This is a genomic window from Phyllobacterium lublinensis (assembly GCF_020164435.1).
Classification (GTDB): domain Bacteria; phylum Pseudomonadota; class Alphaproteobacteria; order Rhizobiales; family Rhizobiaceae; genus Phyllobacterium; species Phyllobacterium lublinensis.
Genome location: NZ_JAIUDQ010000004.1, coordinates 193,901 through 219,085 on the forward strand (window position 1 = coordinate 193,901; position 25,185 = coordinate 219,085).

Annotated in this window: 27 protein-coding genes; 11 read left to right on the top strand and 16 right to left on the bottom strand. The window is 59.2% G+C overall.

What is annotated here, in order from left to right:
* Positions 1–7 precede the first annotated feature (7 nt).
* The 3 genes from K9U38_RS07365 to K9U38_RS07375 form a co-directional block, all read right to left on the bottom strand.
* The gene (locus K9U38_RS07365; RefSeq protein ID WP_224493689.1) at positions 8–1,186 is read right to left on the bottom strand and encodes a hypothetical protein; all 1,179 of its coding nucleotides are present in this window, start codon (positions 1,184–1,186) and stop codon (positions 8–10) included.
* Positions 1,187–1,193: 7 nt separating this feature from the next.
* Positions 1,194–2,453 carry an alpha/beta hydrolase gene (locus tag K9U38_RS07370; RefSeq protein ID WP_224493690.1) on the bottom strand — a complete coding sequence of 420 codons (1,260 nt, stop codon included), beginning with the start codon at positions 2,451–2,453 and terminating at the stop codon, positions 1,194–1,196.
* A gap of 139 nt (positions 2,454–2,592) precedes the next feature.
* Positions 2,593–3,225: a response regulator gene (locus K9U38_RS07375; protein WP_224493691.1), complete on the bottom strand. Its 633-nt coding sequence runs from the start codon at positions 3,223–3,225 to the stop codon at positions 2,593–2,595.
* A 257-nt stretch (positions 3,226–3,482) separates the two neighbouring features.
* On the opposite strand from K9U38_RS07375, the gene K9U38_RS07380 reads away from it, so the two are divergent.
* The 6 genes from K9U38_RS07380 (at position 3,483) to K9U38_RS07405 (ending at position 8,866) form a co-directional block, all read left to right on the top strand.
* Positions 3,483–4,445 carry an ABC transporter substrate-binding protein gene (locus tag K9U38_RS07380; protein ID WP_370631860.1) on the top strand — a complete coding sequence of 321 codons (963 nt, stop codon included), beginning with the start codon at positions 3,483–3,485 and terminating at the stop codon, positions 4,443–4,445.
* Positions 4,442–5,134, top strand: a complete 693-nt coding sequence (locus tag K9U38_RS07385; protein WP_224493693.1) for a L,D-transpeptidase — start codon at positions 4,442–4,444, stop codon at positions 5,132–5,134. The genes K9U38_RS07380 and K9U38_RS07385 overlap by 4 nt, the downstream gene beginning before the upstream one ends.
* Before the next feature lie 50 nt (positions 5,135–5,184).
* Positions 5,185–5,490, top strand: coding sequence for a hypothetical protein (locus K9U38_RS07390; RefSeq protein ID WP_224493694.1), 306 nt, complete (start codon positions 5,185–5,187; stop codon positions 5,488–5,490).
* Between the two features lie 73 nt (positions 5,491–5,563).
* Positions 5,564–7,078 carry a DUF3300 domain-containing protein gene (locus tag K9U38_RS07395; RefSeq protein WP_224493695.1) on the top strand — a complete coding sequence of 505 codons (1,515 nt, stop codon included), beginning with the start codon at positions 5,564–5,566 and terminating at the stop codon, positions 7,076–7,078.
* A 42-nt stretch (positions 7,079–7,120) separates the two neighbouring features.
* Positions 7,121–8,050, top strand: coding sequence for a DUF2950 family protein (locus tag K9U38_RS07400; RefSeq protein ID WP_224493696.1), 930 nt, complete (start codon positions 7,121–7,123; stop codon positions 8,048–8,050).
* A 27-nt stretch (positions 8,051–8,077) separates the two neighbouring features.
* Positions 8,078–8,866, top strand: a complete 789-nt coding sequence (locus K9U38_RS07405) for a DUF481 domain-containing protein (protein ID WP_224493697.1) — start codon at positions 8,078–8,080, stop codon at positions 8,864–8,866.
* A 55-nt stretch (positions 8,867–8,921) separates the two neighbouring features.
* Here K9U38_RS07405 and K9U38_RS07410 read toward each other — a convergent pair whose 3' ends face one another.
* Complete coding sequence (locus tag K9U38_RS07410) at positions 8,922–9,338, bottom strand: hypothetical protein (protein ID WP_224493698.1); 417 nt, start codon at positions 9,336–9,338, stop codon at positions 8,922–8,924.
* A gap of 262 nt (positions 9,339–9,600) precedes the next feature.
* Between K9U38_RS07410 and K9U38_RS07415 the strand changes: the two genes are divergently transcribed.
* Complete coding sequence (locus K9U38_RS07415; protein WP_224493826.1) at positions 9,601–10,521, top strand: GGDEF domain-containing protein; 921 nt, start codon at positions 9,601–9,603, stop codon at positions 10,519–10,521.
* A 7-nt stretch (positions 10,522–10,528) separates the two neighbouring features.
* On the opposite strand, the gene K9U38_RS07420 is transcribed toward K9U38_RS07415, so the two are convergent.
* Positions 10,529–11,095 (bottom strand): MarR family winged helix-turn-helix transcriptional regulator, encoded by a 567-nt coding sequence (locus K9U38_RS07420; RefSeq protein ID WP_224493699.1) that lies wholly within the window; start codon positions 11,093–11,095, stop codon positions 10,529–10,531.
* Positions 11,096–11,276: 181 nt separating this feature from the next.
* Between K9U38_RS07420 and K9U38_RS07425 the strand changes: the two genes are divergently transcribed.
* Both K9U38_RS07425 and K9U38_RS07430 read left to right on the top strand, forming a co-directional pair.
* Positions 11,277–11,564, top strand: coding sequence for a hypothetical protein (locus K9U38_RS07425; RefSeq protein WP_224493700.1), 288 nt, complete (start codon positions 11,277–11,279; stop codon positions 11,562–11,564).
* A gap of 120 nt (positions 11,565–11,684) precedes the next feature.
* The gene (locus tag K9U38_RS07430) at positions 11,685–12,533 is read left to right on the top strand and encodes an aldo/keto reductase (RefSeq protein ID WP_224493701.1); all 849 of its coding nucleotides are present in this window, start codon (positions 11,685–11,687) and stop codon (positions 12,531–12,533) included.
* 65 nt (positions 12,534–12,598) lie between these two features.
* Here the strand turns inward: K9U38_RS07430 and K9U38_RS07435 are convergent, their stop codons facing one another.
* On the bottom strand, positions 12,599–13,399 hold the full coding sequence (locus K9U38_RS07435) for an SDR family NAD(P)-dependent oxidoreductase (RefSeq protein WP_224493702.1): 801 nt from the start codon (positions 13,397–13,399) through the stop codon (positions 12,599–12,601).
* 102 nt (positions 13,400–13,501) lie between these two features.
* Here K9U38_RS07435 and K9U38_RS07440 point away from each other — a divergent pair, with 102 nt between their 5' ends.
* Entirely contained in the window at positions 13,502–14,446 is a 945-nt protein-coding gene (locus K9U38_RS07440; protein WP_224493703.1) for a GlxA family transcriptional regulator, read from the top strand.
* A 7-nt stretch (positions 14,447–14,453) separates the two neighbouring features.
* Here K9U38_RS07440 and K9U38_RS07445 read toward each other — a convergent pair whose 3' ends face one another.
* The 8 genes from K9U38_RS07445 to K9U38_RS07480 all read right to left on the bottom strand — a co-directional run bounded on the left by K9U38_RS07445 (position 14,454) and on the right by K9U38_RS07480 (position 22,215).
* Complete coding sequence (locus K9U38_RS07445) at positions 14,454–15,701, bottom strand: Zn-dependent hydrolase (RefSeq protein WP_224493704.1); 1,248 nt, start codon at positions 15,699–15,701, stop codon at positions 14,454–14,456.
* Positions 15,702–15,712: 11 nt separating this feature from the next.
* Positions 15,713–16,483, bottom strand: a complete 771-nt coding sequence (locus K9U38_RS07450) for a glutamine amidotransferase (protein WP_224493705.1) — start codon at positions 16,481–16,483, stop codon at positions 15,713–15,715.
* Between the two features lie 28 nt (positions 16,484–16,511).
* Positions 16,512–17,600: a phosphotriesterase family protein gene (locus tag K9U38_RS07455; RefSeq protein WP_224493706.1), complete on the bottom strand. Its 1,089-nt coding sequence runs from the start codon at positions 17,598–17,600 to the stop codon at positions 16,512–16,514.
* Positions 17,601–17,602: 2 nt separating this feature from the next.
* Positions 17,603–18,634 (bottom strand): ABC transporter permease, encoded by a 1,032-nt coding sequence (locus K9U38_RS07460; protein WP_370631853.1) that lies wholly within the window; start codon positions 18,632–18,634, stop codon positions 17,603–17,605.
* Complete coding sequence (locus tag K9U38_RS07465; protein ID WP_224493707.1) at positions 18,631–19,434, bottom strand: ATP-binding cassette domain-containing protein; 804 nt, start codon at positions 19,432–19,434, stop codon at positions 18,631–18,633. Before K9U38_RS07465 ends, K9U38_RS07460 begins: the two co-directional genes overlap by 4 nt.
* A gap of 72 nt (positions 19,435–19,506) precedes the next feature.
* On the bottom strand, positions 19,507–20,445 hold the full coding sequence (locus K9U38_RS07470) for an ABC transporter substrate-binding protein (protein WP_224493708.1): 939 nt from the start codon (positions 20,443–20,445) through the stop codon (positions 19,507–19,509).
* Positions 20,446–20,593: 148 nt separating this feature from the next.
* On the bottom strand, positions 20,594–21,214 hold the full coding sequence (locus K9U38_RS07475) for a cupin domain-containing protein (protein ID WP_224493828.1): 621 nt from the start codon (positions 21,212–21,214) through the stop codon (positions 20,594–20,596).
* Positions 21,215–21,318: 104 nt separating this feature from the next.
* On the bottom strand, positions 21,319–22,215 hold the full coding sequence (locus K9U38_RS07480) for a DMT family transporter (protein ID WP_224493709.1): 897 nt from the start codon (positions 22,213–22,215) through the stop codon (positions 21,319–21,321).
* Positions 22,216–22,434: 219 nt separating this feature from the next.
* Between K9U38_RS07480 and K9U38_RS07485 the strand changes: the two genes are divergently transcribed.
* Positions 22,435–23,589: a fumarylacetoacetate hydrolase family protein gene (locus tag K9U38_RS07485; protein ID WP_224493710.1), complete on the top strand. Its 1,155-nt coding sequence runs from the start codon at positions 22,435–22,437 to the stop codon at positions 23,587–23,589.
* 6 nt (positions 23,590–23,595) lie between these two features.
* Here the strand turns inward: K9U38_RS07485 and K9U38_RS07490 are convergent, their stop codons facing one another.
* Positions 23,596–24,534, bottom strand: a complete 939-nt coding sequence (locus K9U38_RS07490; protein WP_224493711.1) for a phosphatidate cytidylyltransferase — start codon at positions 24,532–24,534, stop codon at positions 23,596–23,598.
* Positions 24,527–25,183 carry a lysophospholipid acyltransferase family protein gene (locus K9U38_RS07495; protein ID WP_224493712.1) on the bottom strand — a complete coding sequence of 219 codons (657 nt, stop codon included), beginning with the start codon at positions 25,181–25,183 and terminating at the stop codon, positions 24,527–24,529. Before K9U38_RS07495 ends, K9U38_RS07490 begins: the two co-directional genes overlap by 8 nt.
* Positions 25,184–25,185 lie beyond the last annotated feature (2 nt).

Here is a 25,185-nt window from a genome sequence, read left to right on the forward strand (position 1 = left end):
CCTGACCCTAGAGCATCAGTAGATGCTTCACGATCGGCGTCAGCTCCTTGAGTGGAAGCTGCGTCAATCCGACGGCCACGAAGGGCAAGAGCGCTGCCGCAGAAACGGGGACGAGCGTGGCGCGCGTCACCAGCATCGGCGACAGTTTCTTTGCTGCATCATAGAACTTGGCGGGGTCCGGGATATCGGTGTCCGGAGCCGTATCGTCATTGGCAAATACGTTCTCACCCAGGGTCCTTCGCTCCGTCTGTCTCTGAAATTCGGTCCCGCGCGCAGCGGCGGCGTGCAATGTCTGCCTTTTCAAAACCGTGAGCAGTCGCATGAAGCCCGTCAGCGGAATGCCGAAATAGGCGAATATCAAGACAAGCCAAAATCCCATGACTGTCCCGATTGCAGATGCGGTGAACGTTCCATGCAGGACCTGGTGCGTGGCTGCGGCCGAGATGACACAGCTCATCGCAACGGTAAACAGGACATAGGCATTCGGATATTTGCCAACAAAGCCGAGACCAGCATGACCGTCCGGATGGGTGGCGACCAGCCGCGTTTGAAGCCTGGACAGGTCTTGCAGCAAGAGCGACCAGATGATGTGCCGCCATAGGGCCCGCCCAACCAGGAACCAGAAGAGCGTATTGCTGGCGATCACCGTCCACCAGCCGGCGACTGTCGGCGACCGCCCGGAATCGGTGATCGCCACGGCCCATGAGGGTGGTGCATCGCTGGCGATGTTCGTGACAAGGAACCAGGACGCCAAAACCGCCAGCAGGAAGCAGACCAGTTCGGCAAGGGAGGAATTCCGCCGCTTGAGCGCCTTTGCAACCGCTGACTTGGCTGCCGTCCACGCGCCGGCCGCAAGAAGCTGGCCGTCGAAAAGCTGCCGCACGACCTCGCGCAGATGGTTTTCGATCTGTGTTTCAGCCAGGACGAGCAGCCCGATTGCCAGAAAGAACCGTGCGAACGCGCCCGGGTCGAGGAGGAAGGGACGTGCCTGCAATGGCCCGAGTGCGGTGCCTGTGGCAATGGTCAGGATGAGCGGAACTCCCCAGGCGACCGCGACGAAGATGACCGCACGGACGATGGGGTTGAGTCCCGTGGCATCAACCAGTCTCGCCTTGCGCTGGAGATGATAAAAGGGACCTCCGCGCGCAATCAGAAAGGGCTGGTGGTCGCTGGAACCCTTTGCCATGGGCAGCTCAGTAGCTCAACTCGCCCGACGTGTTCTTGCTTCCCAACGTCCTGTCCAGCTTGTTGGTTTTTCTCGGTGCCCGATCCGATTGCTCCAGAACGGTCAACGGAGCAGCAACGGTCGTCGCCGCAACCTTGCCGACAGTCCCCACAGTTCCGGCGACGACGGCGGTGATGCCTTGTCCGAGCGATACATTGGAGTCGGTAAGCGTCTGGCCTGTGACCAGTCGCTGGCCGATGAGCTGTACGACTTCCGGGCTTTCAGCGAACTTGCCATGGTTGAGCCGGTCGCCGCTCTTGACCTTTGTCAGGTCGATCACGGTGATGCCGGCCCTTTCGAGCTGGCTGCGATAGGGCTCCTCGGCCGGGTTGATGGCGCCAAGCCGCTGCACATCGCCCGAAATGAAGCGAGAGGCGGCGAGCGCCTTGTCATCCTGGGAGACGAAGATCGTGAATTGCGGGCGCTTGTCCCCCAGTTCGGTAAACTGGCGTGCGAACACATCGACATCGATGTCCGGTGACGCAAGGATCACATTGTCGATCTTGGAGGCGACTTTGCCGTCCCGGATCGCCATTTGCCGTAGCGATTCCATTGCGAGCCATGTTCCCATGGAATGCGCCATCACCGTGATGTCCTTGACGTCCGGGTCCTTGGAGAGCGTTCGCAGGGTCTGTTCGAAAGCAACACGTGAGTAGTTGGTGCTTTCCTTGTCATAATTATAATCGAAAACGCTCGCCCGGGAGGGCCAGGTAAAGAGGATCGGTGCAACCTTCGCCCCGGAATCATGGACAATCTGAGCGAAGCGGAAGACCGAGTCCTCGTAGCGATTGTTGAATCCGTGGACAAAGACGAGGGCGTGACCGCCCTGTGCGTGTTGCCGGAACCAGGAGCGGCCCTCTGCGACGGAGTTCAGCTGCTTCACGCCGGTGACGGCAAACTCCTTCTGCGGATCGGGGGGCAATCTTTTCGGCCATTGGACGCTGCCCGGCTTGCGCTTGCTGTCCGGCGGGATCGACACGGTGATGTCGGTCAAGAAGGGGCGCGGGCTGCGTTCACCGGTAAACAGGGTAGCCGGGTCGTCGGACGGTACCCGGCTTGTCACGACGAGCATGTCGACTTTCGAGCCGCCGGTCGCATCGGTGAGCATGACGGGCGCCATCACTCCCCTGGCATGTCCGGCGCAGCCAGCCAGCGCCAATGCAAGCACCACGAGTGCCGTGTGAAGGCGACAATGCCTTGGTGAAACGATGACTGCGTGACGCTTCATGTTAAAGCTTCCAACTCAAGAAAAGAGAACGCAATTGGCACAATGGCACTCCCGTGCCACGAGTATGGTACGAAAACGCATGGTTTGGCACGGGCTTTTTTTTCAGGCAGGTTTGAAGTGACAAGGTACCGGGCCTCTGTCACGCTTCAATGAGCCGGTTGCGGATTGCGTAGCGGACCAGCGCTGCGGTCGACTTTGCGTCGAGTTTTCGCATGGCAGCCGACCGGTGGCTCTCCACGGTTTTCTCACTCAGACCAAGGATTGCGGCCGACTCCTTGTTGCTGTGACCCTCGGCGATAAGCTTGACGACGGCGGTTTCCCTTGCCGTGAGCACGCTGGGTGCGCCGCCCGCCTTGGCGAGATAGGAGGACACGAGTATGTCCGACACGGTTTTGGTGAAGAACGGTTGGTGATATTCCAACGCCTCAACGGCCTGGACGAGGTATTGCGTGGCGTCTGACTTCAGCAGATATCCTTGGACGCCTGCCTCCAGAATATTGCGCAGCAGGGCTTCGTTGTCGTGTTGCGTGAAGATCAGCACTTCCGTTCTGGGGCTGTTGAGCCGGATCTGTCGCGCTGCCTCGACGCCGTTGATGAAGGGCAGGGCATAATCGAGGATTGCGATTTCCGGTTGCGTGAGCCGCGCCTGTTCGACGGCGTCGCGTCCGTCGGCGGCTTCACCGACGATTTCCCAGCGCTCCCGCTTCGAGAGGATCGCCTTGACGCCTTGGCGGACTATCTCGTGGTCATCCGCAATCAGAATTCGTGTCATCGTCACCCCAGCCAGCTGTCCGGCGGCGAAGATCCATTGCATGGAGCATGTCGGAAGCCGGGCAGTTCATTCGTACACTGGAACGCTGCTTCCGGCAAAAATTAACAGTTACGTACTTCCGGTATCCCTTGCGATGATTGCTAATGCCCCCAGTGAATCAACGGGGAGGGCGGCTGATGGCCCAACGATCGTTCAGGAACCGGCACGTGCAGACCGAACATGACCCGACCACTTCGATCAGACGTCACTGGACGCGGATGTTCGGTGGCATCGCTGCCCTGGTGGTACTGGCGTCTCTTGGGCAAGCGGGGCCAACCCTTGCCGCTGATCTCGTCGTCGCGATGCCGAACTGGCCATCGGGTCAGGTGACGGCAAACATCATCAAGGCAGCTTTGCAGAAGGATCTCAGCCTCGACGTCGAGGTGCGTGAGATGGGCACGATGAATGCCTTTGCGGGATTGGCCTCCGGCGAGGTCGACGTGCATCCGGAGGTCTGGCTGCCCAACCTCAATTCACTGGTCGAAAAATACGCCGGCAAGGATGGTCCGGTCCAGCTCGCCGATACGGGCGTGTCTGCCTGGCAGGGCATTTGCGCCACGCAGCAGACCGTCGACAAGACCGGCATACGCGCGGTCGGAGATCTCCTCGATCCGAAAAAAACCGCGGCCTTCGACACGGATGGCGATGGGCAGGGCGAGATGTGGATCGGCGCGGAAACCTGGTCATCGACCGCCATCGAGCGTATCCGCGCAAACAGCTATGGCTATGCCAAGACAATGCGCCTGCTCGAGATGCCCGAGGAAATGGGCATGGCTGCCGTCGATGCCGCCGAAGCGACCGACAGGCCGATCATATTTGCCTGTTACAGCCCGCATGTCGTCTTCAAGCTGCATAACATCGTCAAGCTCGACGAGCCTGCCTATGACCCGAACAAATGGCATGTCGTGCTTCCAGCCGACGATCCGATGTGGCTGAGCAAATCCAGTGCGCCGGTCGCCTGGGACCGGGCGCATTTCCACATCGCCTATGCAAAGGCATTGGCCAATCGCAAGCCCGAAGTCACCAAGTTCCTTGAGAGCATCGATTTCACTCCCGATGAGATTACCGAGATGAGCTACGCTGTCGAAGTGGAACGCAGGTCGCCAGCTGACTATGCAGCATCCTGGGTGGAGAAGAACAGCGATCGGGTGGGCAAGTGGTTGAAGGGGAGAGGTCAATGAAACCGGAACCAAAATTCCCTTGCAGCAGAAAGCTGACGGCCGGGCTGATCTTGACCGGATTTCTGGCTGCATCCGTTGCCGGCATCGGTTGGGCCCAGGTACCCAAGACGCAAATCTATGACACGAAGACGAAGTCTTGGGTCGCCTATGACAGCAAGAAGGCGCGCAGGTATTATGCCGCCAACGGGCAGGTACCGGAGGCATTCCGCCGGCAGGTTGTGCCGTTTCGCACGGCCGAAAAGCCCGGCACCATCATCATCGATGGCAACCAGCATTTCCTCTATCTTGTCAAAGGTGGAGGACAGGCCGTGCGTTACGGTATCGGGGTCGGCCGCGATGGATTCGGCTGGGCGGGCATAGTGCGTGTGGGTCGTGTCGCCGAATGGCCGACCTGGACACCGCCGGCCGAAATGGTGGCCCGTGATCCCAATGCCATGAAATTTGCCGGTGGCATGCCGGGTGGTCCCGACAATCCGCTCGGTGCGCGCGCGCTTTATCTTTACGAGGGCGACCAGGATACGATTTACCGCATTCACGGGACGCCCGAACCCTGGTCGATCGGCTTGAATGTCTCGTCCGGCTGCATTCGGATGAACAATGACGACATTGTCGATCTCGCATCTCAGATCCAAGTCGGAGCGAAGGTGATCGTGCTCATGCAGGGTGCATCACTCTACAAAGGTGTTTGAGCCGCAAAGTCAGGGGGAACATGATGCTTTGCAAATCAGGTCGAGGACATTTGAGAAATATCAACGTCGTTGTGGTTGCGGGGAGTATACTGGTGCTGGCGGGGTGTGTGTCCAACAACAGCCCCACACCTGAAAACATGGCTCGTAACACGGCGCAGACGGCGCCTGCCGACCTCCAGCTTGCATGTTCAAGCGCTGCAGCGACCAAGTTCGGTGCAGACCACGCTTCGGCGCTGCCGGTGAGCTCGAGCGCCGTCGATGGTGGCAAGTACCAGATCATGCTTGAGGCTAAGGGCCAGCGTTCAAGCTGCCTGATTGATCAGGCGGGAACGGTGCTGTCGCTGGAAAAGGTTTGAAGCCTGGAGCAAACCGCCGGCAGGAAGGTCCGATAACCGCACGTCGGGAACGTGAAATTTGAGGAGAGCTGCTATGTCATTGCATCAAAAAACAATTGCCCTCGTGGCTTCGGCAGCGCTGTTGATGTGCGGGCCGGGCATGCAGGCATGGCCGCAAACGCAGACAGCGCCAGCTGCAACGGCGCCGGCTGCACCGGCTGCGCCCGCGCCAGCTGCGCCCGCGCCGACACTGCTGACGGAGGCCGAGCTTGAAACGCTCACCGCGCGAATCGCTCTCTACCCGGACGATCTCGTGGCGCTTGTGCTGTCCGCCGCATTGAATCCTCTGCAGATCGTCCAGGCGGCGCGATTCCTGGATCAGGCAAAAGCCAAGCCCGATGCCAAACCCGATCCCTCATGGGACGGAAGCGTCATATCGCTTCTCAACTATCCAACCGTTCTGACGATGATGAACGACGATCTCGATTGGACAGAACAGCTGGGCGTAGCGGTCGTCAATCAGCAGAAGGACGTGCTTGTCGCGATACAGGAGCTTCGCGACAAGGCTGTGAAGAATGATGTCATCAAGTCCGACGACAAGGTTGTTGTAGAGACCGTGGACAACAACGTCATCATTCGTCCCACGAAGAAGGAAGTGACGTACGTACCTACCTATGATCCCGTCATCCTGACCAACCCGACCTACGTTGCCGGAGCGCCCATCGTTTATGGCGATCCCTATCCGTCCTATTACTATCCCTATGCGCCGTATTGGACCGGATTCGTTACGGGCGCAGTTTTTGGAGCCGCCGTCGACTGGGACAACTGGCACACATGGGGAGGCAATGACGTCGACATCGACATTGGTGAAATCAATCGCAACGATTTCCATTTCGACAAGAACAATCTCAACAACGTTAATTTTGATGGCAGCAAATTCAACTTCGACCGCGATTCAATCACCAACAATCTTCGCGAGAACAGGGGAAACCGGCTCGATGTGAAGGGCGACGGCCAGCTCGGAAGCGGGCTTGGTGGCCTTGGCGGGCTCGCAGGCGCAGGTCTCGCGGGTGCCGCGGGCGGCGCTATCGGATCTAGGATCCAGAGCAGTGATGTACGCCGTGATGTGCAGAACCAGTTGAGGCAAAGGGACGGCGGCAATTTTGCCGGCAATCGTCCCGGCCAAGGCAATCGCGCCGGAAATCTCGGGGGGCAGGCCGGTAATCGCAACATTGGACAGAATGCCGGGGCCAACCGTCCAAACCCGAACAGGGCCAATGTCAACCGGCCCAACAGCCCTCGTCAAAAACCGGCCGGGCGGATCGATAATCGTTCGAGGCAGCCAGGCGCATTGGGTAATTATGGCTCGGGCCGGGATGCCCGCTTCTCGTCACAGCGTGGAAATGCCAGCCTCGGGGCCGGGGGTGGACGCACACGGGTTCAAGGCGGTGGTGGCGGCAGAATCCAGGGTGGTGGCGGCGGTGGCAGAATCCAGGGAGGTGGCGGGCGTGCCAGAGCAGGTGGTGGTGGCGGTGGTCCGAGGTTCCAGGGCGGCGGCGGCAGAGGCGGCGGCGGTGGGAGAGGCGGCGGCAGAGGTGGCCGTCGCTGACCAATCGAAGCAAACATCTTTCCTTGTGAAGGGATTACGAAAATGCATCGCTCAACTCTGAAAATACTTCTCGCCTCCGCATTTCTTTCAATCGCGGCATCGTCTCCACTATTTGCGGCCGAGCCTTCGCTTCAGCGTTTCGTTGGCGCAAAGTCCGAGACCTTCAAGGAGCCGGGTGAGGCTCTGGAGGCGCTCAAGAAGGACCTTGGCGCAAAAGATGTCGACGGTCTGGCCAAGGTGCTGGGCCTCAACGCCGAAGCTGCGAAGGCGTCAGACGACTTCGATGATCGGTTGACCGACCTGCAGAAGGCGTCCGGCGAGCGCGCCGAACTGAAAGACAGGGAGGACGGCAGCAAGGAAGTCATACTTGGCGATCTGGCCTGGCCATTTCCATTCCCCCTGGTGAAGCAAGACGCCGGCTGGCAGTTCGACACGCAAAAGGGGCTAGAGGAAATTCTGGCGCGGCGGATCGGCGAGAACGAGAACGAGGCAATACGGACATTGCGCAATTACATCCTGGCACAGACTGCCTATGCACAGGCCGACCATGATGGTGACGGTGTCCTCGAATTTGCCCAAAAGACCGTCAGTGCAGAAGGAAAGCAGGACGGGCTCTACTGGAAGTCGACCGACGGCGAGGAAAGCCCTGCGGGAAGCTTCGGGGACGACGCCAAGATCGAAGCAGCCGCGACATCAGACCGGGGCTATTTCGGTTATCGTTACCGGATACTTCGAGCACAGGGCAGCAACATTGCCGGCGGCAAGTATGGGTTTGTCATCAATGGCAACATGATTGCCGGACATGCATTGATTGCCTGGCCCGCAATCTATGGCGAGACCGGGATCAAGACATTCGTCGTGAGCCATCATGGGACAATCTACGAAAAGGACCTCGGACCGGCTACCGATAAGGTTGTGAAAGAGATAAGGTCGTTCAATCCGGATCAGACATGGGATTCGGTCGACGACTGATCGCGACGTTCAAAAGGGGGAACAGCGATGAAATCTTTTATCACTTTGGCATCGGCGCTGACGGCTGGTCTTCTGTTGGCGGGGCCCGTCGCGGCGGCTGACATAACGTCGCCGATGGCGCCCGAACTCCAGCAAGTCGAGAAGGACGGATGGACCTTTGCTGTCAGTCCGTATTTCTGGGCGGCGGGGATGTCTGGCGATACGGGCCTGTTCGGCTTGCCGACCGTGCATACCGACATGGATTTCGGCGAACTTTTGAACGAGCTCGATTTCGCCGCGATGGCGATTGGCGAGGCACGCTACGACCGCTACAGCATATTTTCCGACATCATGTATTCCAAGATATCCAGCGGTTCCGGTACGCCAAGGGGCATCATCGCTGACCATGTCGGTGTTACTTCAGAAACATTTACGGGTCTCATTGGCGCGGGGTATTCGGTACTTAAGAATGACCGGGGCAATCTCGATGTGGTGGCCGGCGCCAGGCTCTGGTATGCCAGCACGGAAATTTCATTCAGCGGCGGCATACTCGACGGTGTCGACCGGACGGACAGCGCGACTTGGGTCGACGGCCTGGCTGGCGTCCGCGCCAAATATTCGATCACGGATAAAGTGTACTTCACCGGCTGGGGGCTGGTCGGCGCCGGCGGGGCCGATCTAGACTGGGACCTTGCGGGCGGTATCGGCTATAATTTCAACGACAAGATCTCCGCCGTGGCCGGCTACAGGGCGCTTGGTGTCGACTACAGCAATGATGGCTTCGTTCTCGACATCGTCCAACAGGGCCCGATTTTCGGCGTGGTCATGCATTTCTGACACACCGATTCGATTGTCGACTGGATAGGTGCAGGCGTTGCCAGGCAGCTACGCCTCACATGTCGCACTTATGGTAGGTGACGAACATGTTGTCGCCGAACGGATCGAACCGTTGGAACGTATTGGCGTCAACGATCTTGAAGGTCACCGTCTGATCATATTCTATCATCGAATCCACGCATGTGAGATTCGCTGAAAGTCGACCCTTCTGTTTCTTGAACTTACCGGTCGTACACGTGGCGTTGGCTGACGTTATCTTGCTTCCAGTGATTAGCAATCCTGTCGATGTCGATGCCGTCCGGTCCTTGAAGTCAACCTTCTGACCCGTCTTTTTGAACGTATCCGAGCATTCAGTCCCTTCCATGGTCCATGCGCCTTGCAGTTCCTTGATGGATGCGGCGCTGGCGCCGGTGGTTGCGCAATAGCAGAGCGCCGCGCCTGCTACGAAGATCCTAACGAGTTTGCTGTACATTGCCTGGCTCCGGAGATGGTTCTACGGTTGCGAGGATAGGCAATCGCTCCCGTTCCGGAAATGGGATGGGTGCAAATATACGGCTACGATACGGTAAATGCACTTCGGGGTTGTCGGTGTGGCTTTAGGGGAGGGCGACTGGCAGGCTGCTCATCAAACCGCAGATTGCCCCAATGCATTGTTGTAAAAACGTTTTGCGTGTATCCGATTTGGATGTGCAATATAGTCCCCGTGCGAGAGCGCCGATTACCATACGGTGAGTATGAAAGCTGCCAAGAGCCCGAATGAAATCCTACAAAATCTCCTGTCGTTGCAGGCCGACAGTCTCGTCCTGTTCGCGGCGTATGACGAGCAGGATGTTTTGCGCTATGCGAACAAGAGTTTTCGGTCTGCGTACCATCTGGAGCCCGGTGAGCAGTTGAGCTGGGGCGCCATCATGCGCCGGAACTACAATGCGGGCCTCGGGACGGTTCTGAAAACTGATAATTTCGATGAATGGCTGATTTCGACGCAATCGCGTCGCGGCAAGATGCCGTTCCGCGCTTTCGAGACCGACCTTGTGGATGGCCGCTGGCTTTGGATGACGGAAACAGTGCAGCCCAACGGATGGATGCTGTGCATAGCCAGCGACATCACGCAATTACGGCCAGACGACCGACGGCTTCGGCAAGACCGGGATCTGGCTTTGCGGGCATCGCAGACGGATGAACTTACTGGTGTTGCCAATCGCCGCTTCATCATGGCGCGACTGGAGGCGCTGGTTAACCGGCATTTGATAGGCGACACCTCCCATGGCTGTATCGCCGTTCTGGATATCGATCATTTCAAGGCGATCAACGACCGCTACGGGCACCAGTCCGGTGATGAAGTGCTGCTTGATTTTGCCCGGCACGCCCATTCGTTCGTGCGCCGCCTCGATTGCTTCGGGCGAATCGGCGGCGAGGAGTTCATGTTCATTCTACCGGATACCGCGCTCGGCCATGGCATCCAGTTCCTCGAGCGTGTGCTCGACAGGATACGCGCCGCCCGGCCCTTGAAAACGTTTCCGGATTTTTCCTATACCTGCTCGGCCGGCATTACCGCCCTGCTGCCGGGCGATACGCCGCACGAAGTTTTCGCCCGCGCGGATAGAGGGTTGTATCAAGCCAAACTTGAAGGGCGAAACCGCATCAATGTGATCTAGCGAGCGCCTACTCGCCGGGCGCTCCGAAGATGGCGGCTGACGCCCATGCTCGCTCGAGCCGGTCGAGGGTTTCGAACGCCACCTCCAGGTTGCGGATGTGCTCCGGGTCGCTGGCGACAAGCCGATGGTACTTTGCCGCTACCTCCGTCAGGTCGTCGCAAAGCTGGCGGGCCTTTTCCGAAAGACGGATGCGCGCAGTCCTGCGGTCACGCGCAAGTGGAATGCGTTCAATATATCCGTATTCTCCAAGCTGCTTGAGGTAATAGGAAAGATTGGTGCCGGCGTAGGGGCCGCGATCCATCAGTTGGCCCACCGAGAGTTCGTCATCCCCGATGGTAAGCAGCAGCATTGCGTGAGCAGGGCCGATCTCCTGAACGCCGTGCCGGGTCATTTCCGCCTGCAGAAATGAAGCAAAGCGCCTATTGGCACGCTCCAGTGTCCTGGCGAGCTCGAAATGAGTGATGACCGTCGTTTGCGTGGCCGGGCCCGGCTTGGCCTTCACGGGATTTGCGTTGCCGGACGGCAGTGTCGCGGTGTCGCCCTCGAGAACCTGCTGCAGCAATTTCGATATCATCATGGCTCCTGGAATAAGGGCTGTACACCCCTCCGCAACTCAAATCGCACCGGCGAAGGGAGATCATGCACTGCACAATACGCTATTTATATTATAAGTTGAAGGCCCTATTTAAGCAGAAAGGATTAGTTGAAGTCTGTCCGTTCCTCTGCAAGGCTTGATCAAGGGAGGAGAGAAACCCGTGGCGAGCTGGCTGGAGGTTCTGCGCGAGAAGAACGAACTGGCTGTAATGTTGGGAAAAAAAATTCCCCATATGCTTACCTGTGAGACGCTGACGCTCGGCGAGGTGACAGAGTTGTACAAACTCCTTGAGGGACATGCCCGGGGCATGGAAGAAATCGTCGAGAAGATGGAACAGGACGATTTGCCGGAGTCCTACTACCAGGTTGCCGAGGACCTGGACAACATATTCACCAATCTGGCCGCCGCCGCTGCCGAAAAGCTCAGCAAGATCCGCGACAACGCCTGAGGGGGGGGTATTCGCGGGCGCCGGCTTCCCCGACCTTGCACGAAACAGTGTTCGATGGTGGACTGCGGCCAGCGGCCCCGCTGTGGCGGCCGTGGATTTCTGCTCGGAGTGGTTGTTGCCATGAAACATGCGGGTATGCGGTCGACCGCGCTTCCTTCAGGTGAGATTGTTCCCGCGCTTGGCCAGGGAACCTGGTACATGGGCGAGGACCGCAGGCTGTTGCAGCAGGAGGCGGACGCCTTGCGGCTCGGTGTCGATCTCGGCATGACCCTGATCGATACCGCGGAGATGTATGCCAATGGGCACGCTGAGGAAGTAGTCGCTGAAGCGATGAGCGGACGCCGCGACGAAGTGTTCCTGGTGAGCAAGGTCCTGCCGTCAAATGCATCGCACCAGGGCACGATTGCCGCCTGCGAGCGCAGCCTGAAGCGACTGAAGTGCGAGTCGATCGACCTGTACCTGTTGCATTGGCGCGGCGGATATCCCCTCGCCGAAACTATTGCCGGCTTCCAGGATCTCATCCGGGCCGGGAAAATCCGGCATTGGGGCGTCAGTAATTTCGATACTGACGACCTGAAGGAGCTCTACGCGCTGGACGGTGGCAAGGAGGTTGCGACGAATCAGGTGCTCTACAATCTCGCCCGGCGCGGCGTGGAGTACGACCTCCTGCCTTGGTGCCGGTCGCGCCGCATGCCGGTGATGGCCTATTCACCGATCGAACAGGGGCGGGTGCTGGGCCATCCGGCGCTTGCCAGGGTTGCCGAGGAAACCGGGGCGTCACCCGCCGCTGTGGCCCTCGCATTCGTGCTGCAACATGACGGCGTCATCGCAATTCCAAAGGCGAGCACGCCCGCGCATGTCTGGGATAATCGTACTGCGCCTGATCTGGAGCTGACGGCTGGCCAACTGGCAGTTCTCGATGCCGCCTTTCCCGCTCCTCGCCAGAAGCGTCCGCTTGAGATGTTGTGATTGGCAGGTGGAGCGGCGGCCCGGTTAAGAGCCGCCGCTGCGCATGTCAAGCCGGAGACGAGTGGTTAACTCGCCAGCAGGCGCTGTGCAGGTTTGCGGTGTGAGAGGTTGGGACCGAGAGCCTGACGTGCTCCCTCGAAGGCATTCCAGTCGGAAACGTCCGGCAGGGCGGGGATTGTTACCAATTCACCCTGATCAAGACCTGCCAGGGCTGCGTCGACCATGTCCGCAGCCGACATTACCATGGCCTCGGGAAGGTTGCTGACCGGAAGCCCGGCAATATCCCAGAATTCGGTGCTGGTGGCGCCGGGTAGAACGACCTGGACGCGGACGCCTTTATCAGCCATTTCGTGGTGCAACGATTGGCTAAAGGCGAGAACGAAGGCCTTTGTGCCACCGTAGACGCCGTTGAGCAATTCGGGCGCAATGGCAACGATCGACGCGATGTTGATGATCGTTCCTGCACCACGCTCGACGAATTTGGGCGCTGCTGCTCCTGCAAGACGCGTAAGGGCCACAATGTTCAGTGTAATCATCGCATCCATCTTGTCGGGATCGGACTGAAGCAGCGGTGCTGTCGCGCCAACGCCTGCATTGTTTACGAGCATGGTAATGCTTGCATCGCTGCGCAGGATTTCCACAACGCGCGCGATACCGTCATCTGCGCCGAGATCCGCCTGAACGGCCTCCACGGACCGCCCGGTTTCGCTGGTCAAGCGCGTCGCGAGGCTATTGAGCCGATCGCGATTGCGGGCGACGAGGATGAGATCATAGCCGCGACGTGCAAGCCGGTCAGCATAGATTGCACCGATGCCGGATGACGCACCGGTGATGAGGGCCGTGCCCCTGGATGAAGTATTGGTCATGCCCTGCTCCTGAGGTTTGATATTGACTGCGACCTATGTACAGGCATATGGTCGTGTCATAAATGTCATATTTGCCACTCTTTAGGACAGATAGGTGTAGCAATGCAGCGCATCGGAATGATCGTTTTTCCCGGCTTTCAAATGCTCGACCTCGCCGCTTCTACCGTATTTGAATTCGCCAATCTGACCGTCGGCGATCCGGTCTATGAGATCAGTCTGTTGTCGGAAGAAGGAGGTCCAGTCGCCTCTTCGATGGGGTTTCCCGTCGGAACAGTTCCTTTCGGCGATGCACCCTTCGACACGGTACTGGTCGTAGGCAACAATAATGCGGCCCCGGTCTCTCCCGGTCTGATTGCCTTCCTGCGCGAGGTGGCGCCGCGCTCGCGTCGTATAGGGTCCATCTGCACGGGCGCCTTCATCCTGGCCGAGGCGGGATTACTGGATGGGCGGCGTGCTACCACGCATTGGTACCATGCCCGCGATTTCCAGCGGGCTTATCCTGCTGTGAAGATGGAGGAAGACCGGATCTTCATCATCGACGGGCCGGTATGGACCTCTGCGGGCATGACATCCTGCATCGACATGGCTCTGGCGCTGGTCGAGAAGGATCTGGGAGCCGAGGTGGCGAAATCGATTGCCAAGAAGCTTGTCGTCTATCACCGTCGCTCGGGTGGACAATCTCAATATTCGGCATTGCTGGAGCTCAATCCGAAGTCGGATCGCATCCAGACCACGCTTGCTTACGCGAAGGAGAACCTGAACAAGGAACTGTCGGTGGAGCAACTGGCGGAGGTCGCGCATCTCAGCCCGCGGCAATTCAGCCGCGCATTTCATGCGGAGACCGGACAGTCACCTGCCAAGGCTGTCGAGAACCTGCGGGTCGAAGCGGCACGGCTGATGATTGAATCTGGCCGGATACCGATCGATTCAATCGCACGGGATGTCGGCTTCGGCGATCGCGAGCGAATGCGCCGTGCCTTCCTGCGGGCGTTCGGTCAGCCGCCACGCTTCATGCAAAGGCTCGCACAGGCAGAAGCTGTCTCCTAGAGCGCCTTCAGCGGAGACCAAGTGCGCCGAGCGTTGATTCCAGCAAAACCTGCGCGCCCAGAACAGAGTGGTCCGGTTCAACAAATTCGGCCTCATTGTGGCTGAGTCCATCGCGGCACGGCACAAAAATCATTGCAGCATCCGTAACGCGCGCGAGAAAGAGGGCGTCGTGGAATGCACCGGACAGCATTGGCTTGCTAGGGATTCCTAGCCGCGTCACCGCTTGCTCCACCGCCGTCAACAAGCGCGGCGCGAACTGTGCCGGAGGCATGTCGAAAGTCCTGCGGACGCTGGCCTTGCAGCCCAGTGCCGCAGCTTTCTCCTCGCAGATCGACCGCACATGGGCTTCAAGCCTGTCGAGTTCCAGCACGTTCGGGTGGCGCAGATCGACACTGAATGCAACTTTGCCAGGAATGGCGTTGATCGACGCGGGCTCGACCGAGATGCGGCCGACTGTCAGGCGAGCCTGTTCGTCATTGGGCATGACCGAGGCATAGAGGGCCTGTAGCGATTCCGTTGCCGCGACCAGCGGATCGCGCCGGAATGCCAGCTGGGTGGTGCCGGCGTGGGCTGTTTGCCCTGTAACGACCACTTCCAGCCAGCGTGTTCCCTGGATGCCATGGACAATGCCGATCGGTATATGCTCCCGCTCGAGCGCCGGACCCTGTTCGATGTGCAATTCGAGATATCCCGATACTGGCGAACCGAGTGGCCGCCGGCTTGCCTGGGGCAGTGCGGCCAAGGTAGCGGCAAGCTCGTCCTTCAGCATCGCGCCATCGGCTGAGAACGTTCCCGGCCACTCCGTTGGAATGGCGCCAGATGCGAAGGCCATTGACCCCATCACACCGGGGGCAAAACGGCTGCCTTCCTCATTGGTCCATGCAACGGTCTCCACCGCAATCGGCGTGTGAATTCCGGCATCCTCGAAGGTTTCCAGAACCTCGAAGGCAGCAAGAGTGCCGAGTGCACCATCGTAGCGCCCGCCCATGGGCTGGCTGTCGAGATGGCTCCCAAGGAGAAACGGAGACTCGGTGGCCGACGACCCCTCCCTGCGAATGAACAGATTGGCCATCGGGTCCTGGAATACGGCAAAGCCGCGGTCAGCGGCCAATCGGGCCAGTTCGGCCCGTGCAATCCTGTCTTCAACCGAAAGGGCCTGGCGGTTGACACCGCCGGCTGCTGTGCCGCCGATTGCAGCAAACTGCTGCAATCTGCCCAAGAGACGTTCGCCATTGATCCTGATGCCCGCGTTCATGGAGTTACCAGTCAAGCCTTGGCGACCGCCCAAGCCAGCATCTGTTCGAACAGTGTCTTGTAGCCCTTCCAAGCAATGAAGTCCGATGGCAGCCAATGCGGCCCGACATCCGAGGTCCAGGCGAGCGTACGGCCCTTGCCGTAGGTGCCGGTGACCAGCAGCGGCTGGGATCCGTAATCGGTGGAGACCGTCGCAAGAACCTCGGCGCCGTCCTTGACGGTGACTTCGTTGTATCCGAGCAGCACCGGCCAGTCCTTGCCGAGTCCTTGCAGGATCGGATGCCCGGTGTTGCCAGTCACCACGGGGGCAAAGCCTTCCGGAACCTCGATGCGATCATCGACGGACAGACAGGTGACCGGCAATACGTCCTCGACCGGCGTCTTGTGATAACGCGCACCGCCATTAATGCCCTGGAAGCTGTAATAGCCTCCAAACATCAGCAGAGCCCCGCCATTGCGGACATAGTCACGCAGCAATCGCAGGCGGTTGGGCGTCGTCTTCGAATGGATCCAGGTGTCCGGGTGAAGCAACAGCGTATTGGCGCCGATGTCGGAGAGAATGATTGCCTGATACTCCGCCAGCGCCTCCATCGTCTGCGGAAAGTCACGTTGTGCCTCGTGTGCAGGCATGAACTTCACGTCGAAGTCGCTGTCTTTCAACGCCTTGAGCAGTTCGTCGGCTCCGGTGTGATAGGTGACGGTGGGAAATTGGTCGAAGCCTTTGATATGGGTGGCAGTGGACACCCAAGACTCGCCAGCGAGCAGAACCTTGTGTTTGGACATGAAAACTCCTTGCGCAGAATGGGGGCGGTCAAGCCGCCGCAGAGAATACAGATTTCGGATTGTCGGTAAGCATGCGGTCGATGGTCTCCGCATCGACGCCGTGCCGTTTCAGGCGTGGCACGAAGTGCCTGAGTATGTAGCCATAGCCGAAGCCGCCAAATCGGGTCAGCATCATCTTCAGGAACACGTCCTGCGACAACAGCACCCGGTTACCAAGGCCCATGTCGACCAGGGAGCGGATTGCCCGGGCGTTCTGCTCGTCTGACGGCGACTGGGCATCCTGATCGGCATAATAATAATCCATGCCGATCATGTCGTATTCGAGAAACGCACCGCGGCGAGCGAGGCCTGCCTGATAGTCAAGATCCTCGTGGCTCGGATTCATGTGGCAAAGGACGGTGTGTTTCAGGTCGGCACCTTCCTCCTCGACAATGTCCAGCACGTCATTGGCCAGCCGTTCCCAGCCCGGAAGGTGGATCGACAAGGGGACGCCGGTCATGCGGGAAGCACGCGCCGAGGCGCGCAGGGATTTGCGCTCCTCCGAGGTAAAATCCTTGCTGACACCGACTTCACCGATTATGCCGGCCATGATCTCGGGTTGCTTGTCGCCGCCGCCGACATCATTGACGAGAAATTCGGTGACGTCATCGACATCCATTTCCTTCAGCCAATCCGGATGGGTGTGCTGCAGGTAGAAGCCGGAACCCATAATGATCTTGAGGTTGGCCATACGCGATATGCGCCGCAGTTTCACTGGATCGCGACCAATGCCGAAATTGGTGGGATCGACGACGGTATGGCCGCCGAGAACCTGGAAGCGCTTGAGCTCGCTGAGCGCAAGATCGGTGTCGGTGAGCGAGACATTGTCCCTGTTGACATAGGGATTCATGCGCAGGTCGCCGATGATCTCGATCGAGACCGGTTGCTCGGCGATGGCCAGTTCATCCGGGTGGCAGGGGCATTTCCAGGTGCTCGCGCCGTCGAGCAGGATATGCTCGTGCATCAGGGTGACGCCCATCTCGTTAACGGGCAGCGCTCCCTGGACGGTCATGACCGTGCCGGATCTGACGCCAATCGGCACCCGGCCACCTGGACTTGCTTCGAATTGGAGGTCCATGATCACCTGCCCCTGATCGCACCGCGGAACAGGCGGAAATTGAGCCAGATGGCGATGAGGATGATCGTGCCAGTGACAATCGGCGTGAGGAATGGCGACATATGAGCAAGAATGAGGCCGTTGGCAATCACCGCTACCGTCATGGCGCCGAGGATTGTGCCAATGAGGGTGCCGCGGCCACCAAACAGGCTGGTGCCGCCGAGGACGACAGCCGCGATGACCTCGAGCTCGAAGCCTTGTCCGGCATTGGATGAGCCGGAGCCGAGGCGGGCAGCAAGAATAATGCCTGCCGCTGCGGCAGCCGTGCTCGAGAGAACATATACCATCAATGTCGTCAGCCGCGTGTCGACACCGGCGCGACGCACTGCTTCGGCATTGGCCCCGATGCCGGTGACATAACGCCCGAAGCGCGTCTCGTTGAAGGCAAGGTAGGCGATGATGAGTACGAAGAGTGCGATCAACGCCGGAACCGGCACGCCGAGAAACCAGGCGCGGCCGATGACCGTAAACGGGCTCGTTGCCTCGACCGGGATCGAATAGCCGCCAGTAATCAGCAGTGCGATGCCGCGGATGACCGAGAGACCGGCCAGCGTCACGATAAAGGCCGGAATGCGCTCATAGGCAATGAAGAAGCCTTGGATTGCGCCAACGGCAGCGCCGAGCAGTAGCATGGCGATGATCACCAAAGGCCAGGGGAGGCCAGCCTGCAATGTGGCTGCGGACAGCGTGGCGACCAGCGCCAGCACCGAGCCGACCGAAAGGTCGATGCCGCCCGTGGTAATAACGAAGGTCATGGCGGCGGCAACGATCAGCAAGGGGGCCGATTGACGGACGATGTTGAGGAGATTTGGCGCTGTCAGGAACGCATCGGTCACTACCGAGAAAAGCAGGCAAACCACCAGGAAGAAAATTGCGATGGAAACGACGCTGCCATTGGCCATGAAGCGGTCGCGCAGCGTGCTTTCGCGCACGCGGGATTGAGTGGCCACGGGGTGAAGCGCAGCGTTGTCGCCGGAGGGCGATGAGTTGCTCATGGCCGGGCTCCATTGTCTTCGCTGCGGCGTGCCGAACGCGCCTGGAATTTTCGCCCCACAATGAGATTGACGACATCTTCGATGCTCGTGTCCTCGATGCGGCGTTCGGCAACGTTGCGGCCCTCATACATGACCTGGATGCGGTCGCAGACGAGGAACAGGTCCTGCAGGCGGTGGGTGATGAGAATGACGCTGACCCCGCGCGCGCTGACCGCACGGATGAGATCGAGTACAGCCTCGACCTCAGCGACGGCAAGAGCGGCCGTTGGCTCGTCCATGATGAGGACCGATGGTTCGAACGACGCAGCCCTGCCGATGGCAATGGACTGACGCTGGCCGCCGGACAGGTTCTCGACCTTCAAACGTGTATCGGCGATCACGATGCCGAGACGTTCGAGCATGATGCGGGCTTCATCATGCATGCGTTTCTTGTCAAGGAACGGCACGCCCAGCAAGCGGCGGCGCGGCTCGCGCCCGAGGAAAATATTGCCTGCCACGTCGACGGTGTCACAGAGCGAAAGGTCCTGATAGACCATCTCCACATGTTCGGACCGGGCATCGGCGGGAGAGGAAAAGGAAACGACCTTGCCGTCGATCTCGATCGTGCCCGAATCCGGGATGACCGCACCGGAGAGCACCTTACTCAGGGTCGACTTGCCAGCGCCATTGTCACCGACAAGGCCGAGCACTTCACCAGGTTTCAGGTTGAGGGAGACGTTATCGAGCGTCTGGATCGTGTTGTACCGCTTGGATATGCCGGTCATGCGGACCCGGTATGTCTCGCTGTCAATATTGTTCATCGCAATACCGTTGGGTTCAAATAGCTGAGTATGGGCGCGGCATGTGCGGCCGCGCCCGTCGCGGACTTTGCTCTATTTGAACATTCCGCGGAACTGATCGACATTATCCTTGGTAACGATCGTGACCGGTACGTTGATGATCGGCTCGATCTTTTCGCCCTTCTTCAGCTTGGTGAGCGCTTCCACGGCAGCCTTTCCTTCGCCAGCCGGATCCTGCTGCACGACTGCCGCGACCCAACCCGCATCGATGCCTTCAACGGCCTGCTTGGTCAAATCCCAGCCGAACACCTTGACGTCGCCGGTGCGGCCCTGGCTTGTGACCGCCGAGACGGCACCGATCAATGCAGGTTCACCAGTTGCGTAGAGCGTGGTCATGTCCGGATTGGCGGTCATCAGGTTTTCAGCGGCGGTGAGTGCCACGTCCTGAACGTTCTGGCCATCGACCGTATCAAGGAAGGTGATTTTCTGGCCGCTGTCTGCGACGGCTTTCTTGAAGCCGTCGAGGCGCTGGTTCTGGATGAAGGAGTTGAGCGCGCCGATCACGCCAATCTTTGCGGTGCCGTCCATGTTGGCCTTGACGTACTCGGCGTAAGCCTTGCCGATGTCTTCGCCGGCCTTGGTATTGTCGACGCCGACGAAGGCGACATTATCGCCATCGGGGATTTGCGCGTCGATGGCAATGACGGGTATGCCGGCGGCTTTCGCTGCGGTAATGGCCGGCTTGACGCCGTTGACATCGATGGCGACGAGGATGATGCCGTCGACCTTTTGTGTGATGTAGTTTTCCATCGCGTCGTTCTGGGCGCTCGGAACATTGTTGGCGTTGAAGATGACGAGCTTCGCGCCAGCGGCATCAGCCGCCTTCTGGGCGCCTTCATTGATCTGGTTGAAGAACAACGCCTGCTGATTGATGGTGACAAGCGCGAATGTATCGGCAAGGGCGGACGAGCCGACTGCCAGTGTAACAGCGATGGCTGCGGCACAGCCTGAAAGTAGCTTTGTAAGACGCATTCCGATTCCCCTTTTTCTGATTAAATCGGCCCTTATGCGGGCGTACGCAACTGAACGCAAAATCATAATTCAAGAGACTTGAATGTATGTCAAGTGCTTTGAAATGCTGAAATGAGTTAATGGGCAATTCGAGTAAAATCGGCCGTGTCTAGAACGTTGGTGGTGTATTCACCCAGAAAATGCTTGCCCGCTCACTGCCAATGTTGCGGTAATGGTGGGGAAGATCCGAGTTGAAAACGAATGCATCACCGGCTGCCAGCTGAAACTGCCGCTCACCGACGATCAGCTCGACTTTGCCGGCCAGGACGTAGCCCACCTCTTCGCCAGCATGCTGGATCGGGCCGGCACTCGCCCCATCCTTTTCGATGTGGTGGATGTTGCACTGGAGCAGATGTCCCTGCGAATAGGGGATTATGCGTTCGAGCGAAATGCCTTCGCCGCGCCGCAGCGGATCGAGTGCGATCAGCGGCCGGGTCCCCGCGCGAAAGACGATGCCTTCCTCGCCATCGGATTCTTCGAACATCCAGCCAATATTGGTTTCAAGTACCTGAACGAGGCGGTGGAGCATCGGCAGGGAGGGAGAGGCCTTGCCATTCTCGATTTTGGAAAGCAGGCTTTCCGAACAATTGGCAGCCTCGGCAAGCGCCTTCAACGTCAAGCCACGGGTCTGGCGCGCCAGTTTCAGCCTGGTACCAAGCCTTGCAGGATTGGTTTCGGCAATCTCCCGCGAATTTTCGCGGGCCTGTTTGTCCAGTTCGATCTTGTTCATCTGTCGTGCCGTGACCTGCAGTTTCAACCGGTCGTCGGCATACATTCGCGCTCAAGCAATGACAATGCAAGTTCTTCCGCGATGAGGTCCTTGGAGGAGTGCGGTCAGGAAAGGCCCTTTTCCTGCAGCAGGCGTTGTTCCCTGGCCTTTTTCTGTGTGCCCATGACGACGTGGACAATGACGGCGGCAAATACGATCGAACCGCCGACGAGCGTGCTCCATCCCGGCACCTCACCGAATGCGAGCCATATCCACAAGGGTGCCAATGGCGCATCCATCGAGCCGATGAGCGCCGTTTCAATAGGCGGAAGGTATTTGGCGCCAATGGTGAACAGGGCGAGGCCGACCGCCGAAACCATGATGCCAAAGAGCGCGATGAGGAAAAGTTCGTGGGCGGTGACCGCAAGAGGATTGCCGAGCGGCCAGCAGATCAGGGAACTAACAAGGGCTGACAGACAGGCGGCGGGCAAGACCGAAATCTCCGGCGACCGCCGGACGATGACCATCAGCACCGCCATGCACAGGGTCATGCCAAATGCGAGGAGGTCGCCGAAGAATGTGCCTTCAGCGCCTATACCGACCATGATGACGACGCCGACCAACGCGGCGACGCTGGCAAGGATCGCGCTCATGGTGGATCGTTCGCGCAACACCAGCCAGCCGAGAACGGCGGCGACAAACGGAATGGTGGCGTAAATGACCGCCACATGCGCGACTGTCGTCTCCTTGAGCGAATTGATCAGGAACACCATGCCAAGTGCGGATACCGCAACGAAAAGCCAGCCAGGGCCACCAATGTCGCGGAAGCTTTTCCAGATCGGGCCCTTCTCCGTGGCGGCGATCACAGCGGCAATTCCGAGTGAACCGAAGATGCCGCGCCAGGCGAGGATGGTCCAGCTGTCCAGTGGAATAATCTGCGTGAAAAGCCCGGCCAAGCTCCAGGCCACGGTCGAAGCGGTCACCAGGATCAATCCAAGTCGATATCCTGCCGCCGGATTCATGGGCCGTCCTGTGACTTGTGTTGCTGCACTGATCTAGCGCCATGTTCGACCATGCTGGCAAGCCATCGATGCGGGAAATCCAATCTTTCCTGACAATGTCATGTCAGGGGAAAACTGCGAGAGATTGTGTGGTGTACGGGCTTGATTGAGCAGGTGCCGTGCCGCATAAATGCGGCCCTCGAAAGCGTCGCCTCCATCCCCACGTCAGGAACCCGCACCATGTCTCATGCCATCGTCCCCAGCTCAGGTGTTCTCGTCGGAAGGGCACGGGTCCCGGGTGTGGACCATCCAAGGATCGTTACGGTCCGGGACGGCCGGATATTCGATATTACGAGCCAGTCGGCACCGACGGTGCGGGATATCGCCGAGCTCGATGATCCGGCTGCCTATGTGGCCGGAGCGGCGGGCGAACCCCTTGGCGATGTCGATGCCATCGTCGAAAACAGCTGGGCCGGAAAATCCGATCCTGGCGTGGCGATATTGCTTTCGCCGATCGACCTGCAGGCCGTAAAAGCATCAGGTGTGACCTTCGTCGCATCGCTGCTGGAACGCGTCATCGAGGAACAGGCAAAGGGAGACAAGGCCAAGGCCGATTCGTTGCGGGAGGACGTTCTCAAACTCATCGGTGCCGACCTCTCCCGGATCGTGCCGGGTTCGCCCGCGGCCATGCAGGTCAAGGAGGCATTGATGGCGCGCGGTGTCTGGAGCCAGTATCTGGAGGTCGGCATCGGACCTGACGCCGAAATCTTCACCAAGGGACAGCCGATGTCCACGGTGGGGTTTGGAGCAGATGTCGGGTTGCATCCGATTTCGAGCTGGAACAATCCGGAGCCTGAAATCGTACTGGTCGTATCAAGCGCCGGGCGCATTATTGGTGCGACGCTTGGCAATGACGTCAATCTGCGCGACGTGGAAGGGCGTTCGGCACTGCTGCTGGGCAAGGCGAAGGACAATAACGCCTCCGGATCAGTCGGCCCGTTTGTCCGCCTTTTCGATGGAGAATTCACCATCGAAACGATCAAGGCCGCGGAACTGAGCATGCGTGTCGAGGGCGAGGATGGCTTCGTGCTGGACGGGCACTCCAACATGGCGAAGATCTCGCGGACGCCGGAATCTCTGGTTGAGGCAACCATCGGGCGGCACCATCAGTATCCGGACGGGCTTGTCCTCTTTCTTGGGACGATGTTCGCGCCGGTAAAGGACCGCGACGGACCGGGCAAGGGCTTCACCCATAAAATCGGAGATGTCGTTTCGATCTCGACACCCGCATTGGGAACGCTGTCAAACCGCGTCCGGCTATCGACGGAATGCGACCCGTGGACCTACGGTGCCAGTCATCTGATGCGCGATCTCGGCAGGGCCAAACTGTTGTAAGAGGCTCTAAGCCCAGAAATAGCGCACGATGTGAAAGAAGACCGGGGCGGCGAAGACGAGGCTGTCCGCCCGGTCCAGCATGCCCCCGTGGCCTTCGATCATGTGTCCCCAATCCTTGACCCCGCGATCGCGCTTGATGGCGGAAGCGACCAGTCCCCCAAAGAAGCCCATGATGCAGGACAACGCCGCCATGAGTCCGGCCTGCAGCGGCGTGAAGGGACTGAGCCAGAAAAGCGCGGCGCCAAGGAGTGAGGCGCTGATAATGCCGCCGACCAGGCCCTCCCAGGTCTTGGAAGGTGATATCTTCGGTGCCACCTTGCGCTTTCCGAACAGCTTTCCGAAGACATATTGCAGCACGTCGCTGCCCTGGACCGTGGCAATGAGGAAGGCAATAAGCAACAGGCCCTTGCCCTCGAAGCCCGGGATAGCCAGCGTCAGCAATGCCGGCACATGGCTGATGCAATAGACGGACAACATTATGCCCCATTGCTGCTCGCTGACGCGTTCGAGGAAGCGGGCCGTATCGCCGGAAATTGCTGTCAGTGCAGGCATGGCAAGGAAGCAGTAGACCGGTACGAAGATCGCAAACAGTCCGTACCAGTCGATCCACAGCAGGTAATATTGAACCGGAATGATCACCAGGAACATGCCGAGCAGGATCCAATGATCGCCTCGCCTGGTATGGGTTAGCGTCACATATTCGCGCAGTGCCGCAAATGACACGAACGCAAACAGCAGGATGACACCGCCCTTGCCGAAAAGGAAGGCAATAGAAATGGCGGCAATCATGATCCACCACGCCTTGATGCGCGCATTCAGATTGACCAGCGTCGATGGGAGGGCGTCGCCCTTGCGCGTGCTTTTCCAGCCAAGAACGGTCGCAATGGCGCTTGCGACCGTCAGAACGGCGAGGAGCCCCAGGAACAGCCATATTGTTTCAGCCACGTTCGAGCGCCCTTTGGTGTTCGGGGTTGAGTTCAAGCAGTGCCTGCCGCGATCGGTCGAGGAAAGCGTGACGATCTTCGCCGGCCCCAAGCATGACGGGTTCGCCAAAGACGACGCGGCAAAGCAGTGGAACGGGGAGGAACGCGCCTTTCGGCAGAACGCGTGACATGTTCTCGATCCAGCACGGAATGAGTTCGACATCCGGACGGGCGAGTGCGAGGTTGTAAATGCCGGAGCGAAACCGCAGCAGCGACTCGTCCGTCATGTTGCGCGTGCCTTCGGGAAAGATGATCAAGGAATGGCCATCCTTCAGGACATCCAGCATGATGGTCATTGGATCGTCCTTCCGTTCAACCCAGTTGCGGTCCACGAGGACTGTATTGAGGATATCGCGCGCAAGGACATGCCGGATCCGATTCTTGCGCCAATAGTCGGCCCCCGCGACCGCTCGCGTCCGTTCCCGCTCTTGTGGCGGAAGGCATGCGGAAAGCAGGATGAAATCGCCGTGGCTGGCGTGGTTGGCAAAGTAGATGCGCTGACGGTCAGATGGCGCGCAACCTTGCCAGATCGGCCTCACACCTGTGACTGCCCGCGCCAACCCGGCCAGCGCCACGGCGGCCGTGCGACGCAACAATGGTTTTGCGCTCATTC

Excerpts from the sequence above, each read along its gene's own strand:
- K9U38_RS07365 (WP_224493689.1), bottom strand. The coding sequence starts at position 1,186 with ATGGCAAAGGGTTCCAGCGACCACCAGCCCTTTCTGATTGCGCGCGGA.
- K9U38_RS07370 (WP_224493690.1), bottom strand. The coding sequence starts at position 2,453 with ATGAAGCGTCACGCAGTCATCGTTTCACCAAGGCATTGTCGCCTTCAC.
- K9U38_RS07375 (WP_224493691.1), bottom strand. The coding sequence starts at position 3,225 with ATGACACGAATTCTGATTGCGGATGACCACGAGATAGTCCGCCAAGGC.
- K9U38_RS07380 (WP_370631860.1), top strand. The coding sequence starts at position 3,483 with ATGTTCGGTGGCATCGCTGCCCTGGTGGTACTGGCGTCTCTTGGGCAA.
- K9U38_RS07385 (WP_224493693.1), top strand. The coding sequence starts at position 4,442 with ATGAAACCGGAACCAAAATTCCCTTGCAGCAGAAAGCTGACGGCCGGG.
- K9U38_RS07395 (WP_224493695.1), top strand. The coding sequence starts at position 5,564 with ATGTCATTGCATCAAAAAACAATTGCCCTCGTGGCTTCGGCAGCGCTG.
- K9U38_RS07400 (WP_224493696.1), top strand. The coding sequence starts at position 7,121 with ATGCATCGCTCAACTCTGAAAATACTTCTCGCCTCCGCATTTCTTTCA.
- K9U38_RS07405 (WP_224493697.1), top strand. The coding sequence starts at position 8,078 with ATGAAATCTTTTATCACTTTGGCATCGGCGCTGACGGCTGGTCTTCTG.
- K9U38_RS07410 (WP_224493698.1), bottom strand. The coding sequence starts at position 9,338 with ATGTACAGCAAACTCGTTAGGATCTTCGTAGCAGGCGCGGCGCTCTGC.
- K9U38_RS07415 (WP_224493826.1), top strand. The coding sequence starts at position 9,601 with ATGAAAGCTGCCAAGAGCCCGAATGAAATCCTACAAAATCTCCTGTCG.
- K9U38_RS07420 (WP_224493699.1), bottom strand. The coding sequence starts at position 11,095 with ATGATATCGAAATTGCTGCAGCAGGTTCTCGAGGGCGACACCGCGACA.
- K9U38_RS07430 (WP_224493701.1), top strand. The coding sequence starts at position 11,685 with ATGAAACATGCGGGTATGCGGTCGACCGCGCTTCCTTCAGGTGAGATT.
- K9U38_RS07435 (WP_224493702.1), bottom strand. The coding sequence starts at position 13,399 with ATGACCAATACTTCATCCAGGGGCACGGCCCTCATCACCGGTGCGTCA.
- K9U38_RS07440 (WP_224493703.1), top strand. The coding sequence starts at position 13,502 with ATGCAGCGCATCGGAATGATCGTTTTTCCCGGCTTTCAAATGCTCGAC.
- K9U38_RS07445 (WP_224493704.1), bottom strand. The coding sequence starts at position 15,701 with ATGAACGCGGGCATCAGGATCAATGGCGAACGTCTCTTGGGCAGATTG.
- K9U38_RS07450 (WP_224493705.1), bottom strand. The coding sequence starts at position 16,483 with ATGTCCAAACACAAGGTTCTGCTCGCTGGCGAGTCTTGGGTGTCCACT.
- K9U38_RS07455 (WP_224493706.1), bottom strand. The coding sequence starts at position 17,600 with ATGGACCTCCAATTCGAAGCAAGTCCAGGTGGCCGGGTGCCGATTGGC.
- K9U38_RS07460 (WP_370631853.1), bottom strand. The coding sequence starts at position 18,634 with ATGAGCAACTCATCGCCCTCCGGCGACAACGCTGCGCTTCACCCCGTG.
- K9U38_RS07465 (WP_224493707.1), bottom strand. The coding sequence starts at position 19,434 with ATGAACAATATTGACAGCGAGACATACCGGGTCCGCATGACCGGCATA.
- K9U38_RS07470 (WP_224493708.1), bottom strand. The coding sequence starts at position 20,445 with ATGCGTCTTACAAAGCTACTTTCAGGCTGTGCCGCAGCCATCGCTGTT.
- K9U38_RS07475 (WP_224493828.1), bottom strand. The coding sequence starts at position 21,214 with ATGAACAAGATCGAACTGGACAAACAGGCCCGCGAAAATTCGCGGGAG.
- K9U38_RS07480 (WP_224493709.1), bottom strand. The coding sequence starts at position 22,215 with ATGAATCCGGCGGCAGGATATCGACTTGGATTGATCCTGGTGACCGCT.
- K9U38_RS07485 (WP_224493710.1), top strand. The coding sequence starts at position 22,435 with ATGTCTCATGCCATCGTCCCCAGCTCAGGTGTTCTCGTCGGAAGGGCA.
- K9U38_RS07495 (WP_224493712.1), bottom strand. The coding sequence starts at position 25,183 with ATGAGCGCAAAACCATTGTTGCGTCGCACGGCCGCCGTGGCGCTGGCC.